At 74.8% G+C, this 13,923-nt stretch carries 11 protein-coding genes; 5 read left to right on the forward strand and 6 right to left on the reverse strand.

Translation table 11 applies throughout. The annotated features are described in order from the left end of the window. Position 1 precedes the first annotated feature (1 nt). A complete protein-coding gene (locus tag AC07DA_RS17000; RefSeq protein ID WP_479128968.1) occupies positions 2-406 on the reverse strand; it encodes a phosphatase domain-containing protein in 405 nt (134 codons plus the stop codon). 583 nt (positions 407-989) lie between these two features. On the opposite strand from AC07DA_RS17000, the gene AC07DA_RS17005 reads away from it, so the two are divergent. The 5 genes from AC07DA_RS17005 to AC07DA_RS17025 are packed head-to-tail and all read left to right on the forward strand — an operon-like array spanning position 990 to position 7,527. After that, positions 990-2,618: an ABC transporter substrate-binding protein gene (locus tag AC07DA_RS17005; RefSeq protein ID WP_479128865.1), complete on the forward strand. Its 1,629-nt coding sequence runs from the start codon at positions 990-992 to the stop codon at positions 2,616-2,618. Between the two features lie 4 nt (positions 2,619-2,622). Then, positions 2,623-3,585 (forward strand): ABC transporter permease, encoded by a 963-nt coding sequence (locus AC07DA_RS17010; protein WP_479128867.1) that lies wholly within the window; start codon positions 2,623-2,625, stop codon positions 3,583-3,585. Beyond that, on the forward strand, positions 3,585-5,558 hold the full coding sequence (locus tag AC07DA_RS17015; RefSeq protein ID WP_479128869.1) for a dipeptide/oligopeptide/nickel ABC transporter permease/ATP-binding protein: 1,974 nt from the start codon (positions 3,585-3,587) through the stop codon (positions 5,556-5,558). The genes AC07DA_RS17010 and AC07DA_RS17015 overlap by 1 nt, the downstream gene beginning before the upstream one ends. Beyond that, a complete protein-coding gene (locus AC07DA_RS17020; protein WP_479128871.1) occupies positions 5,555-6,598 on the forward strand; it encodes an oligopeptide/dipeptide ABC transporter ATP-binding protein in 1,044 nt (347 codons plus the stop codon). The genes AC07DA_RS17015 and AC07DA_RS17020 overlap by 4 nt, the downstream gene beginning before the upstream one ends. Then, positions 6,595-7,527 (forward strand): dihydrodipicolinate synthase family protein, encoded by a 933-nt coding sequence (locus tag AC07DA_RS17025; protein WP_479128873.1) that lies wholly within the window; start codon positions 6,595-6,597, stop codon positions 7,525-7,527. Before AC07DA_RS17020 ends, AC07DA_RS17025 begins: the two co-directional genes overlap by 4 nt. Here AC07DA_RS17025 and AC07DA_RS17030 read toward each other — a convergent pair. From AC07DA_RS17030 to AC07DA_RS17050, 5 genes are all read right to left on the reverse strand, one after another. Then, on the reverse strand, positions 7,524-8,711 hold the full coding sequence (locus tag AC07DA_RS17030) for a sialidase family protein (protein ID WP_479128875.1): 1,188 nt from the start codon (positions 8,709-8,711) through the stop codon (positions 7,524-7,526). The genes AC07DA_RS17025 and AC07DA_RS17030 overlap by 4 nt on opposite strands. Further along, positions 8,708-9,376: a response regulator gene (locus AC07DA_RS17035; RefSeq protein WP_479128877.1), complete on the reverse strand. Its 669-nt coding sequence runs from the start codon at positions 9,374-9,376 to the stop codon at positions 8,708-8,710. Before AC07DA_RS17035 ends, AC07DA_RS17030 begins: the two co-directional genes overlap by 4 nt. Beyond that, positions 9,373-10,614, reverse strand: a complete 1,242-nt coding sequence (locus tag AC07DA_RS17040) for a sensor histidine kinase (protein WP_479128879.1) — start codon at positions 10,612-10,614, stop codon at positions 9,373-9,375. Before AC07DA_RS17040 ends, AC07DA_RS17035 begins: the two co-directional genes overlap by 4 nt. A gap of 50 nt (positions 10,615-10,664) precedes the next feature. After that, complete coding sequence (locus AC07DA_RS17045; protein WP_479128881.1) at positions 10,665-12,758, reverse strand: MMPL family transporter; 2,094 nt, start codon at positions 12,756-12,758, stop codon at positions 10,665-10,667. Between the two features lie 408 nt (positions 12,759-13,166). Continuing rightward, positions 13,167-13,865, reverse strand: a complete 699-nt coding sequence (locus AC07DA_RS17050) for a tellurite resistance TerB family protein (RefSeq protein ID WP_479128883.1) — start codon at positions 13,863-13,865, stop codon at positions 13,167-13,169. Between the last annotated feature and the right edge of the window lie 58 nt (positions 13,866-13,923).

Here is a 13,923-nt window from a genome sequence, read left to right on the forward strand (position 1 = left end):
GTCAGCGGGGGCGGCCGAAGCGGCGTACGTACCGCCGCTGCCAGGGCGTTTCCACCGCCCGCCGGTCGTAGTGCCGGCGGACGTACGCCACGGCCTCCGCCGCGGGCACGCCGTCCAGCACCGCGAGACAGGCCAGGGCCGTGCCCGTGCGGCCCCGGCCGCCCCCGCAGGCGATCTCCACCCGCTCCCCGGCGGCCCGCTCCCACGCCGCCGCCAGGGCCGCGCGGGCGGCCTCCCGGTCCGCGGGGAGCCGGAAGTCGGGCCAGCGGATCCACTCCGACGCCCAGGGCACCTCGGGCGGCCGGCGGCCCAGCAGGTAGACGCCGTAGGAGGGCAGGGGCGCGGTGGGGTCCAGCGGGTGGCGCAGGCCCCGGCCGCGCACCGACCGGCCGGAGGGCAGGCGCATAACGCCGGTGTCGCGTTCGCTCCACAGGTCGCTCACGCCCGCCATCATCCCCCGTGCGGGCCCCGGCGTCGGCTCATTCTCCGCCTCCGCCCCGCGAGCGACGCGCCGGCGGTGCTCCGAGGCCCCGGACGTGCACGGTCACCGCACGCCGCGCGCCCCCTGCGTCGCGGGCGGGCAGGGCGGTGACGAGGGCGCGAGGGCGGCGGACGCCGGTCCCGGGCCGGCGGGGCGTGGAGCCGGCCGCGAGCGCCGGGGACCCGCCGGAGGGCGGCGAGCGCGCGGGACGAGGTGGTCACCCGCCGGTCCCGGCCGCGCGTTCCACGAGGCGCTCCGCGCCTCCCTCGCGAGGACCACGTCCCGTCTCCGGCGGTGCCGGACGCCGCGGCCACGCCGACGGGACGCCAATCCCGGCCCGGGGGCGTGCCATTGGTGCGACCTGTGGTGGATGGGCCATTCGTGTGCGATCCCTTGACCGGCCCCACGGCCCCTCCTATGGTCGCGCTGACCGCAGGACGTAGGACGTCGTATCTCCGCAGCCAGCCCCCTCCCCCCCCCCCCCCCCAGACCTCTCGCTGGAGGACCCGTGCGCGACGTGACCCCTGACGTGCCGGCGCCGCGCCGCCGGTCGCTCCTGAAGTACACCGGCGCGCTGGGCGCGGCCGCCGCGGTCCCCGCGTCGCTTTCGGCCTGCTCGGCCGGGCCCGAGTCCACGAACGACACCGGTGACGGCGGCGGGGCCGACGGGACCCTGACGGCGGTCATCGGCTACGGCAACGACGGCAGCTGGGACCCCACCCAGACGGCGTCCGCGTTCTGCATGGCGGCCAACCACCACATCTACGAGGGCCTGCTGGACACGGACCCGATCTCCCGGGAGCCGTACGCCGCCCTGGCCACCGAGGTGCCGGGGGACCCGGGCGGCACCTCGTGGCGGTTCGCGCTGCGGAAGGGTGCGACGTTCCACGACGGCAGGCCCGTGACCGCCGACGACGTGGTGTTCGTCTTCGACCGGATCCTCGACCCGGACACCCAGACCCTCGCCAAGGGCTTCTTCGCGAGCTGGCTGAAGGAGGTCCGCAAGATCGACGCGCGCAGCGTCGAGCTGGTGCTGAGGTTCCCCTTCCCGGACGGGCTCTCCCGGCTGACGCTCGCCAAGATCATGCCGAGGCACGTGTTCGGGCGGCCCGGCGGCTGGAACGAGGCCATCAAGGGCAAGGCGATCGGCTCGGGCCCCTACCGGCAGACCGCGCACCACCCCAAGTCGAACACGGCCTTCGAGGCCTTCGACGCCTACAACGGCCCGCGCGAGCCCGCCTTCCGGAGGCTGAACTGGCTGACGATCGTGGACGCGGCGCCCCGCGTCGCGAAGATCTCCGGGTCGAGCGCGGGAGCGCAGATCGCGGACAACATCCCGTACGCCAACATCGGCCGGCTGGAGAGCAGCGGGCTCACGGTGGCCGGCGGGGCCGGGATGAACAACCTGTTCCTGATGTTCAACACCAAGCGCAAGCCCTTCGACGACGTGCGCGTGCGCCAGGCCCTGCGCTACGCCATCGACACCGACGAGATGGTGGAGGTCGCCCTCAAGGGCCACGGCAAGCCGTCCAGTTCCTTCCTCGACGAGAGCAACCCGTCCTACCGCCGGGCGAAGACCGTCTACGACCACGACCCGGACAAGGCGAGGGCGCTGCTGAGGGAGGCCGGGGTCAAGGGCCTGAGCGTCGACATCCTGGCGGTGAACGTCAGCTGGATCGTCGACTGCCTGCCGACGATCAAGGCGTCCTGGGACGCGATCGGTGTGCGCACGACCCTGTCCCCGCAGGAGACCACGGCCGTCTTCACGAAGCTGGACCAGAAGCGGGACTACCAGGTCGTGGCCGCCGCCTCGAACCCCAACCAGTTCGGTGTCGACGCCGACCTGATCATGCGTTACAACCACGGCCCCGAGAACCTGTGGATGCAGTACACCCGGTGGGCCTCCGACCCCGTTGCCCGGCAGCTCTTCAAGGACATGGACCGGGCGGCCAGGGAGCCGGACGCCGGGAGGAAGAAGGCGATGATCCAGGACTACATCGACGTCGTCGCCGAACAGGCCGTGCTCTACCCGGTCGTCCACAACGAGCTGATGACCGCCTGGGACCCCGACCGGCTCAGCGGCATAAGGGCCCAGCCCTACCCGGGCATCAACCTCCTCCAGGCCAAGTGGGCCTAGCCGCATGACGGCCGTCGTGCGGATCCTGCTGCGCCGCGTCGCCCTGCTCGTGCCCCTGATGCTCGGCATCGTGCTGTTCGTGTTCCTGGTGATGCGGTTCTCGGACGCCGACCCGGCGTCCGCGTTCTTCCAGGGCGCCAACCCGACCCCGCGGCAGCTGCAGGACTTCCGCGAGGAACACGGTCTGCTCGACCCGCTGCCCGTGCGCTACTTCGCCTTCGTCGCCGACCTGCTCCACGGCGACCTGGGCACCAGCGCGCTGACCCGGGCGCCGGTGATCGACCAGGTGACCACGGCACTGCCGCTCACCCTCCAGCTCACCTTCCTGGGCCTGGGCATCGCGGTCGTGCTGTCCCTGCTGGGCGGTGTGACGGCGGCGATCCACCGGGGCCGGCTGCCGGACCAGATCATCCGGGTCGTGTCGCTCACCGGGGTCGCCGCTCCCGGCTTCTGGCTGGCGCTGCTGATGATCCAGTACCTGGCGGTCGACCTGGGCTGGTTCCCCACCGGTGGTTACGTCAACCCGGCCGACTCCTTCACCGGCTGGCTGAGGACCATGACGCTCCCGGCCCTCGCCCTCTCCCTGCCGGTGGCGGCGCAGCTGACCCGCATCGTGCGGACGGCCGTGGTGGAGGAGCTGGACAAGGACTACGTACGGACGGCGATCGGCAGCGGGCTTCCGCCCCGGGTGGTGGTCGGGCGGAACGTGCTGCGCAACGCCCTGATCAACCCGCTGACCGTGCTCGGGCTGCGTGTCGGCTATCTCCTCGGCGGCGCGGTCGTCATCGAGACGATCTTCTCGCTGCCCGGCATGGGCAAGCTGATGATCGACGCCGTGAAGAACGGCGACCCGGCCGTCGTCCAGGGCGTCGTGCTGACCACGGCGGCGGGGTTCGTCGTCGTCAACCTCGTCATCGACGTCCTCTACCTGCTGGTCAACCCGCGACTGAGGGATGCGACCACGTGATGACCCGCAAGAGCCTCACCGCGGCCCTGTCCCGGCCCGGCGTGCGGCTGCGCGGCCGGCGCCGGCTGCCGCCGCTGTCGAGGATCGCCGTCTGCTTCCTGGCGGTCGTCGCCCTCGTGGCCCTGTTCGCGCCGCTGCTCGCCCCGCACGACCCGCTCGACCAGCAGCCGCCGGTCGGCGGCACCGGGCACCCGTCCGCCGGGCACTGGATGGGCCAGGACAGCCTCGGCCGGGACATCCTGAGCCGGCTGATGTACGGGGCACGCTGGTCGCTCGCGATCGGGCTCGGCGCGACCGGGCTCGCCCTGGTGGCCGGCGCGCTGCTCGGGGCGATCGCGGCGACCTCCCGCAAGGCGGTCGACGAGACGCTGATGCGCTGCCTGGACGTGGTGATGGCGTTCCCGGGCATCGCGCTGGCCGCCGTGCTGGTGGCGGTGTTCGGCGGCGGGATCGCGGTGCTGATCTGCGCGCTCGCCTTCCTGTTCACCCCGCCGGTGGCCCGGGTGGTGCGGGCCAACGTCCTCGACCAGTACGGCGAGGACTACGTGACGGCGGAACGGGTCATCGGCGCCCGGACCCCGCACATCGTGCTCAGGCACGTGGCGGTCAACTGCGCCGCGCCCGTGCTGGTGTTCTGCACGGTCCAGGTCGCCGAGGCGATCGTCTTCGAGGCGTCGCTGTCCTTCATCGGGGCGGGCGTGCGGCCGCCCGACCCGTCCTGGGGCAGCGTCATCGCCGACGGCAAGAACATGGTGCTGACCGGCGGCTGGTGGGCGACCGTGTTCCCGGGGCTGCTGATGCTGGTCACGGTGCTGTCCCTGAACATCCTGTCCGAGGGCGTCTCCGACGCGTGGGCGGCCCCGTCGGGCCGGGAGGTGGCGGCGCCCGTCGACGACGACCGGCTTCAGGCGCCCGAGCCCGGCAGCGGGGAGGCCGTGCCGCTGCCCGGCCTGGCCGAGGCGGCGCGCAGGCTGCGGGCCCGGGCCCGGCACGTGCCCCGGGACGGGCAGCCGGTGCTCGCGGTGGACAACCTCGCCATCGGCTTCGAGGGGCGGCACGGCGGCGTGGACATCGTGGACGGCGTCGGCTTCGAGGTGCACCCCGGCGAAGTGCTCGGCCTGGTCGGCGAGTCGGGGTGCGGCAAGTCGCTGACCGCGCTGGCGGTGATGGGCCTGCAGCCGAAGGGGGCACGGGTGCGCGGCCAGGTCCGCTTCCGGGGGCGGGACCTGCTCGCCGAGCCGATGCGCCAACGCCGCAGGCTCCTCGGCCACGAGATGGCGATGGTCTACCAGGACGCGCTGTCCTCCCTCAACCCGGCCATGACGATCCGCGCCCAGCTCAAGCAGGTCGTGCGGCGCGGCGGGCGGCGCACCCCCGCCGACCTGCTCACCATGGTCGGCCTGGACCCCGGGCGCACCCTGCCCAGCTACCCGCACGAACTGTCCGGCGGGCAGCGCCAGCGCGTCCTGATCGCGATGGCCCTGTCCCGCGAGCCGGGCCTGATCGTCGCCGACGAGCCGACGACCGCGCTCGACGTCACCGTGCAGGCACAGGTGATGGAGCTGCTGCTGCGGCTGCGCGAGGAGCTGGGCTTCGCGCTGGTCCTGGTCTCGCACGACCTGGCGCTGGTCGCGGACGTCACCGACCGGGTAGCGGTGATGTACGGCGGGCGGATCGTGGAGACCGGCGTCACCGCCGGCCTGGTGGAGGCCCCGGCCCACCACTACACGCGCGGCCTGCTCGGCAGCGTGCTGTCGCTGGAGTCGGGTCAGGAGCGCATGACGCAGATCAGGGGCGTCGTCCCGTCCCCGGCCGGCTTCCCGGCGGGCTGCCGCTTCGCCGACCGGTGCCCGCGCGCGAGCGAGGTGTGCCGGACGACGGCTCCCGTCCTGGCCGGCACCCCGGCGCACACGGCGGCCTGCCACCACCCGGCCGTGGAGCTGTCGGCCACCGGGACCGAGGCGGTGTCATGAGCGAGCCGGTCACGGCGTGCGGTCCCGCCCTGGTGGAACTGTCCGACGCGCACGTCGTCCACAAGGCCCGCGGCGGCGGTGTGTTCACCCGGGACCGGGTGTACGCGCTGACCGGCGCGGACCTGGCCGTCGCGCCCGGCGAGACGGTCGGTGTGGTCGGCGAGTCGGGCTGCGGCAAGTCGACCCTGGCGAAGGTGCTGGTGGGGGTGGAGCGGCCGACCCGGGGGACGGTGTCCTTCCGCGGGCGGGACCTGTGGGCGATGCCGGCCGCCGAGCGCCGCAGGGCCGTCGGCGCGGGCACCGGCATGATCTTCCAGGACCCGTCGACGGCCCTGAACCGCCGCCTGCCCGTCCGGCGGATCCTGCGCGACCCGCTCGACGTGCACGACCGCGGCACTCGCGCGCAACGGGAGGACCGGGTACGCGAGTTGATGTCCCTGGTCGGCCTCCCCCGGGCCCTCGCCGACGCCCTGCCCGGCCGGCTGTCGGGCGGGCAGCGGCAGCGCGTGGCGATCGCCCGGGCCCTGGCGCTCGATCCGGACCTGGTCGTGGCGGACGAACCGACCAGCGCCCTGGACGTGTCGGTCCGGGCCCAGATCCTCAACCTCCTGCTCGACCTGAAGGAACGCCTGGGGCTGGCCCTGGTGTTCGTCTCGCACGACATCCAGACGGTGCGGCGGATGAGCGACCGGGTGATCACCATGTACCTGGGCCGGATCGTCGAGGAGTGCCCGGCCGCACTGGTCACCGACCGGGCCCGGCACCCGTACACCCGCGCCCTGTTCTCCGCCACGCCCGGCCTGCTCGACCCGATCGAGCCCATCCCGCTGTCCGGTCCCCTGCCCTCGGCGACCCGCCCGCCGAGCGGCTGCCCGTTCCGCACCCGCTGCTGGAAGGCGGACGGCGTCTGCGCGGACGAGATGCCGGGCTTCTTCGCCGCGTCGGCCCCCGCCCACCGCTTCCGCTGCCACCATCCTGTCGGGGAGGACGAGTCGACCCGTGACCTCGTCCCCCGCGGCGACCCGATGGAGGCCCCATGACGATCCCCCCGCTGACCGGTGTCATCCCGCCCCTGTGCACGCCCCTGACACCGGACGGCGAGGTGGACGTCCCCTCGCTGCTCAGGCTCGTCGACCATCTGGTGGGAGGCGGGGTGCACGGCCTGTTCGTGCTCGGCTCGACCTCCGAGGCGGCCTATCTGACGGACGCGCAGCGCGGACTGGTCGTCGAGGCGGTCGCCCGCCACACCGGCGGGCAGCTGCCGGTGCTGGCCGGGGCGATCGACATGACCACACCCCGGGTGCGGGACCACGTCGCCGCGGTGACGGCGGCGGGCGCGGACGCGGTCGTGGTCACCGCCCCGTTCTACGCCCGCACCCATCCGGCGGAGATCGCCCGTCACTACCGCGCCGTCGCCGCCGCCAGCCCCGTCCCGGTCATCGCCTACGACATCCCGGTCGCCGTCCACACCAAGCTGCCCGGCGACGTCGTCCTGGAGCTGGCCGCCGACGGCGTCCTGGCCGGGCTGAAGGACTCCAGCGGCGATCTGGCCGCCTTCCGGCAGGTCGTGACCGGCGCCCGGGACCACCAGGGCATCTCCGGCTTCCGCGTGCTGACCGGCTCCGAGCTGATCGTCGACGCGGCCCTCGCGCTCGGCGCGGACGGCGCGGTGCCCGGCCTCGGCAACGTCGACCCGCACGGTTACGTCCGCCTGGACCGGCTGTGCCGCGCCGGGGACCTGGAGGAGGCCCGGGCCGAACAGGAGCGGCTGTGCGCGCTGTTCGGCCTGGTGTCCGTCGGCGACCCGGCGCGCATGGGCCCGGGCTCCTCGGCGATCGGCGCCTTCAAGGCCGCGCTGCACCTGCGGGGCGTGATCGACTGCCCGGCGACGGCCGAGCCGCAGGTGCCGCTGTCGCCGGACGAGGTGGAGCGGGTCGGCGCGCACCTGGCCGCGGCCGGGCTGCTCTAGAGCTCCCCGGCCGGGATCCGCCGGAACGCGATCGTCTCGTACGGCCCCTGACCGCCGGTCTCGTACAGGATCCCCACCGCCTTCCGGCCGAGCGGCACCAGGTCGGAGTAGGCCGCGGGCCGCCGGGAGAGCGTCAGCGCCTTGGTGAAGGTGGCGCCGCCGTCGGTGCTGCGCCACACGGCCATGTCCCGGCGGGCGGTGGGGACGGACGGGCCGGAGAACAGCAACGGCCCGTCCCGGCCCGGAAGTTGCAGCACACTGCCCTGGACGACCGGCACGTCGTTCAGGGCCGGCTGCACGGTGTAGGGCCGGTCGAGCGTCGCGCCGCCGTCGCCCGACCTGCTGTCGAGGCGGTGGCCCGGGCTGGTGCCGTGCTGGTCCCGGGCGCCGAAGTAGACGTCGCCGTCCGGGAGTTGGGCGGCGGTGGACTCGTTGGCGTTGACTGTCCCCTCGTAGGAGTCGTCGACGAAGCCCAGCCGCCAGGTGCGGCCGCCGTCGTCGCTGAGGAGCGCGTGGGCGCCGTAGTGGCGGGGTTCCCGGCCGGTGTCCGGGGAGCCGGGCGGCGGGGACGCCGAGTGGTTCGCGGGCACGACCAGGCGGCCCGCGTACGGGCCCCGGGTGAGGGCGAGCGCGTGGCCGGGGCCGGTCGCGTACCAGCGCCACGACGGGTGCTTCACCTGGGCGGTGATCTCGCGGGGTTGGGTGAAGCGGCGGCCGTCGTCCCGGCCGCGCTGCACGAAGACGCGGCGGCCCTGCTCGGGCGTGACCTCGCCGCGCATGATCTGCGCCTCCGTCACGTCGCCGCCGTTGTAGGAGGTGAGCAGGACCACGGCGCCGCTGCGCGGGTCGACGACGGGTGCCGGGTTGCCGCGGGTGTCGCCGTCCCCGGCGGCGACGACGGTGAGCGGGCCCCAGGTGCAGCCGCCGTCCGCCGAGCGTCTGAGGACGACGTCGATGTCGCCGCTGTCGCCCGGCCCGCCGCGTCTGCCCTCGGCGAAGGCGAGGAGGGTGCCCCGGGGCGTGGTGACGGCGGCGGGGACGCGGTACGCGGCGTAGCCGCCCTCGCCCGAGACGTACGGGACGGAGGACGTGCAGCCGGGGGCGGCCGAGGCGCCGGGGACGGCGGCGGCGAGGGGGGCCAGGAGGGCCGAGGCGACCAGGAGGGTGCGGGTGAGGAGTCTCATCCCTCCGATGTCCCCGGCGTCACCATCCCCGACTCGTAGGCGACGATGACCAGCTGCGCCCGGTCGCGCGCCGCCAGCTTGCCCATGATGCGGCTGACGTGGGTCTTCGCGGTCAGCGGGCTCAGGCCCAACACCTCCGCTATCTCGGTGTTGTTGAGGCCGCGCGCGACCAGCGTGAGCACCTCCCGCTCCCGCTCGGACAGGCACTCGGGCCCGCCGGTCACCGGCGCCGGGGGGCTGCGCAGGAACCGCTCGATCAGCCGTGCCGTGGGCCCCGGCGACAGCAGGGACTCACCGGCCGCGACCGTCCGGATGGCGTCCAGGAGTTCGGCCGGCCGGGTGTCCTTGACGAGGAAGCCGGAGGCCCCGGCGCGCAGCGCGTCGACGATGTTCTCGTCGGTGTCGTACGTGGTGAGCACGAGTACGCGCACGCCCGCGAGGTCCTCGTCGGCCGCGATGAGCCGGGTCGCCTCGATGCCGTCCAGGTCGGGCATGCGGATGTCCATCACGACCAGGTCGGCGCGTGTGCCGCGGGCCAGTTCGACGGCCTGCCGTCCGGTGGCGGCCTGGCCGACGACCGCCATGTCCCGGGCCGACTCCACGAGCATCGCGAACGCCTCGCGCACCAGCGTCTGGTCGTCCGCGAGCAGCACCCGTATGGTCATCCGTTCCTCTCCCCCGTCGCGGCCAGCGGCAGGACCGCCGTCACCTCGAACCCGCCCCCGGCCCGCGGTCCGGCGTCGAGTGTGCCACCCACGCTGCGGGCCCGCTCCCGCATTCCGACCAGTCCGAAGCCCGGGGTGCCGCCCGGGGCCGGTCCGGCGCCGTCGTCGCGGACCGACAGGTGCAGGGCACCCTCCCGCTCGTCCAGCTCGACGCGGACGGCCGGCGCGGGTCCGGCGTGCCGCACGGCGTTGGTGAGGGCCTCCTGCACGATGCGGTAGGCGGCGGCGCCGACGGCGGGCGGCGCGTGCCGTATCCGCACGGTCTGCTCGACCCGGGCACCGGCGAGCCGCGCCGCCTCCGCCAGGTCGGCCAGCCCGTCCAGGCCGGGCAGCGGGCCGCGGGCGTCCCCCGCGTCCTGCGCGCGCAGCACCTCCAGCGTGGTGCGGAGTTCGCCGCGGGCGCTGCGGCAGGTCTCGGCGATGTCGTCCAGCGCCCTGGCGACCGTCTGCCGGTCCAGCCGGCCGGGGTCGGCGGACAGCACGTGCGCGGCGACGGAGGTCCGCACGCCGATGAGGGTGATGCTGTGGGCCAGCAGGTCGTGCAGGTCCCGGGCGATCCGCAGCCGCTCCTCGGCGACGCGCCGCCGGGCCTCCTCCTCGCGGGTGCGTTCGGCCCGTTCGGCCCGCTCGACGATGGAGGCGACGTACTGGCGGTAGAAGCGCACGTCGACTCCGCAGAACAGCACGGCGACGACCCATCCGGAGATCTTCAGCAGCTCCAGTGCCTCGTGGGCGCTGACCGTGAGCATCACGCCGACGGAGAGGGTGACGACCCCGGCCCCGACCAGCACGGCGCGCAGCGGGCGGCCGGTGACGGCGACGGTGTAGAGGGCGATGTAGGTGGCCGGGGTGGGCGCGGAGTGGACGTTGTCCAGGGCGTGGTACGGCGCCACGCAGAGCACGATCAGGAACAGCACGAGCAGCGGCCGGCGCCGCCGCCAGGGCAACGGCACGTGACTGGCGAGCAGCAGTGCCCACCCGAGCGCGTCGGGCTCGCGCCCGTCGTCGACGAACAGCGCGATCCCGGCCGCGAGCGCCGCCGCCGCGCAGGCGAGCAGGGTGTCGTTGCGGAGGGCGTGCGGGGCGGTGAGGGGGTCGCGGTTGACGGCGGCCATGATCCGCTCGGCGGGGCGGGACCAGCTCGTGGACGCGGTGGTGGACTGCTGCACGGGTGTCATCCTCGGCGAGGAGGGCGTCCCTCCGGGAGGGGAGGGACGCCCGCGGCGGGTCAGGGGGCGTGCGCGGACACGGGCTCGTCCTGCGTCGCCGGTGCGGTCCGCCCCGGTGCGCGCGAGAGCCCGCCCGGCCACCACATCCGCCGTTTCAGCAGCACACTCGCCGTGGTCACCAGGTACGTCCGCACCAGGAAGGTGTCCAGCAGCACCCCCACCGCGATGACGAACCCCAGCTCGACCAGCCCGACCATCGGCAGGGTCGTCAGCACCGCGAACGTCGCCGCCAGCACGATCCCCGCCGAGGCGATCACGCCGCCGGTCGTCCGCAGCGCGGTCAGCGCCGCCGCCTCCGGCTCGGCCCCCTTCACGGACTCCTCCCGCATCCGGTGCATCAGGAAGATGCCGTAGTCGACGCCGAGGGCGACCAGGAACACGAACGACAGCAGCCCGAGCCCGGGATCCGCCCCGCCGAAGCCGAGCACCGGCCCGAACACCAGCCCGCCGATGCCGAGCGCCGCGCCCCACACCGCGACCACCGCCACCAGCAGCAGCAGCGGCGCGACCAGACTGCGCAACAGCCCGACCAGGATGACGAACACCGCGACCAGCACCAGCGGCACGATCACCTTCCGGTCCCGCGCCTCGCCGGCGGCGAGATCGATCTGCTGGGCGCTGGGCCCGCCGACGTACGCGCCCTCGCGGTCGAGCCCGGCCCGCAGGGCCTCGACGGTGCGGGTCTCGGCCGGGGTCTCCGGCGGCGCGGTGGCGAAGACGGCGATCTCCGTCCAGCCCGCCCCGCTGCGCCCGGGCACCGCCTCGGCGACGCCGTCGGTCGCCCGGGCCCGCTCCAGGACCGCGGCGGCCCGGCCGTCGGGGGCGACGACGGTCAGGGGCCGGCTGCTGCGCTCGGGGTACTCCCGTGCCAGCGTGCGCATCGCGGCGATCGACTCGGGCCGCTCGGTGAAGGAGTCCTCCTGCTTGATGCCGCCGGGCAGGTTCAGCGTGCCGAGCGCGAGGGCGCCGAGCAGGACGCCGCCGCCGGCGAGCACGGCGGCGGGCCGGCGCGTCGCCGAGGTGCCCATCGCGGCGAACAGCGACCGCCGTGCCTTCGGCTCGCTGCCGAACGCGGGGATCAGCGGCCAGAAGACCCGCCGCCCGAGCAGGACCAGCACCGCGGGCAGCAGCGTCGTCATGGCGACCAGCGCCGCGAGCACCCCGACCACGCCGACCGGCCCCATGCCGCTGCTGCTGTTGAGGTCGGCGGCGAGCAGGCACAGCAGCCCGGCCGCGACGGTCCCCGAGGAGGCGAGGACGGCCGGTCCGCAGCCGCGCAGCGCGGCGCGCATGGCGTCGTAGGGGCGCTCGTGGCGGCGCAGTTCCTCGCGGTAGCGGGAGACGATCAGCAGCGCGTAGTCGGTGCCGGCGCCGAGCACGAGGACGGTCATCACGCCGCCGCTCTGCCCGGTGACGGTGACGTCGAACAGCGCGTGCAGCCCGTAGCCGGCGGCCATGGCCGAGGCCGCGGCGACGCCCGCGACGGCGAGCGGCACGAGCCACAGGAAGGGGCTGCGGTAGATGAGGACGAGCAGCACGGTGACGACGCCGAGGGTGGCGTACAGCAGGGTGGCGTCGAGTGTTTCGAACACCTTGTTCATGTCGGTGTTCAGCGCGCCCGGGCCGCCGACCTCGACGCTCAGTCCGCCCCCGCCCCCGGCGATCTCCCGCACTCCGTCGACGAAGGCGTCCCGGGCCTCCTCGTCCTGGCCCGGCTGGGTGCTGGACACCGGGTACATCAGGGTGGAGCCGTCCTCCGAGGGGACGCCGCGCGGCTCGCCCGCCAGGTCGTAGGCGCCGCGCACCTCGGCGACCTGCTCGGCGGCCGTGCGCCGGTCGGCGTCGGTCAGTCCGCCGCCGCGGTGGTACACGAGCACCAGGTCGGTCGACTCGCCGCCGGGCAACTCGTCCTGCACGCGCGCCACCTGGGTCGAGTCGGCGCTGTCGGGCAGGTAGTCGACCGCGCGGTTCTGCTGGATGCCGGCGAACTTCCCGGCGAGCGGCCCGAGCAGCACGAGCGCGGCGAGCCACAGCCCGACCACCACCCAGGGCACGGCCCGCCGCCGCCCCGTACGCGTCCTTACGGCCCCCATCTGCCCGGCTCCCTCCGTCGGCTGTCCGGAACGCATCCCAGACTCCCGGCCCGGGGCGACCGGCACGTCGGGCGTGAGACGGAGGAGGGCGGTACCGCGGGGGGTGGTGCCGGGCCGGGGTTACTCCCCGGGGAGTACCGGCGGGCGTCGGCCGTCGCGCGGTCGCCGGAGTGCGGGCGGCATCGGCCCCCGCGCGTTCCGGGTGGCGCAGCGGCTCGCCTCCGCGGTACCCACCGGACCCGCACGTCGTACCGCGGCCGCCGGGCGCGCACGCGCGGACTGCCCGCGGTCGGCCCGTCGATCAGCCCCCGCCGCGTCGACGGGCACGAGCCCGTCGTCCGGCCCACCGCCCAGGACAGCGTCCGGGGGTACGCCGCCCGCCCGGACCGCCGCGCCGCCGCGTCCGGTTCAGGACGGCGTGCGGGCGGCCGCCGCCAGCAGGCGGGTGACGTCGTCGGAGCAGATGGTGAGCGCCGCGCCGACCGTCGCGAGGACGTCCCGCTCGGCCGGGGTGTACGGCCCGTCCGCCAGGGCGATGCGCGCGCCCTGCAGCAGGATCGATTCGCGGCCGACGGTGGCGAGGTGCGGGGCGAGCGGGTCGAGGGCCTCGTGGAGCTCTATGGCCAGCCCGGCGCCGCAGGGTTCGCCGCTGAAGCGGCCGGTGTCCGCCTCCAGCGCCTCGACGAGGGCGGCCAGTTGCTCCTCGGTGCAGTCGTCGAACCCGGCCGCGCGCACGGCGAGCACGGCGCACTCCAGTGCCGTACGGGATCCGGCGCCGCCCGCGGCCAGCACCGCCAGGGCGACGGTGTGCACGGCGTCGCGGAGCATCGCGGAGAAGCGGGTGGTGGTCGGGTGGTCGAGGACGTCGGTGCCGAAGTGGCGGCGGCAAGCGGCGCACTCCACGACCGGGCCGGTCTCGCCGCGCGGCAGCACGGGCACGCCGAGCAGCGTGAAGCGGCGCTGTCCGGTCAGCCGCTGGTAGTTGCGGTCACCGCCGCAGCCGGGGCAGAAGAACTCCCCGTCACCGGCGGCCGTCCACGCGGTACGGGTGCCCAGGATGCGGGCAAGCCCGGCGGCACGGCCGTTTCGTCCCCGTCCTGGCAGCACGTCGCACCTCCGTCATGCCGCACGGCGACGTCGCCGCGCTTGCGTGATGTTAGCCACA

It is taken from the genome of Streptomyces sp. NPDC044921 (assembly GCF_056432865.1).

Coding starts and splice junctions, on each gene's coding strand:
- AC07DA_RS17000 (WP_479128968.1), bottom strand. CDS start 406: ATGCGCCTGCCCTCCGGCCGGTCGGTGCGCGGCCGGGGCCTGCGCCAC.
- AC07DA_RS17010 (WP_479128867.1), top strand. CDS start 2,623: ATGACGGCCGTCGTGCGGATCCTGCTGCGCCGCGTCGCCCTGCTCGTG.
- AC07DA_RS17015 (WP_479128869.1), top strand. CDS start 3,585: ATGACCCGCAAGAGCCTCACCGCGGCCCTGTCCCGGCCCGGCGTGCGG.
- AC07DA_RS17020 (WP_479128871.1), top strand. CDS start 5,555: ATGAGCGAGCCGGTCACGGCGTGCGGTCCCGCCCTGGTGGAACTGTCC.
- AC07DA_RS17025 (WP_479128873.1), top strand. CDS start 6,595: ATGACGATCCCCCCGCTGACCGGTGTCATCCCGCCCCTGTGCACGCCC.
- AC07DA_RS17030 (WP_479128875.1), bottom strand. CDS start 8,711: ATGAGACTCCTCACCCGCACCCTCCTGGTCGCCTCGGCCCTCCTGGCC.
- AC07DA_RS17035 (WP_479128877.1), bottom strand. CDS start 9,376: ATGACCATACGGGTGCTGCTCGCGGACGACCAGACGCTGGTGCGCGAG.
- AC07DA_RS17040 (WP_479128879.1), bottom strand. CDS start 10,614: ATGACACCCGTGCAGCAGTCCACCACCGCGTCCACGAGCTGGTCCCGC.
- AC07DA_RS17045 (WP_479128881.1), bottom strand. CDS start 12,758: ATGGGGGCCGTAAGGACGCGTACGGGGCGGCGGCGGGCCGTGCCCTGG.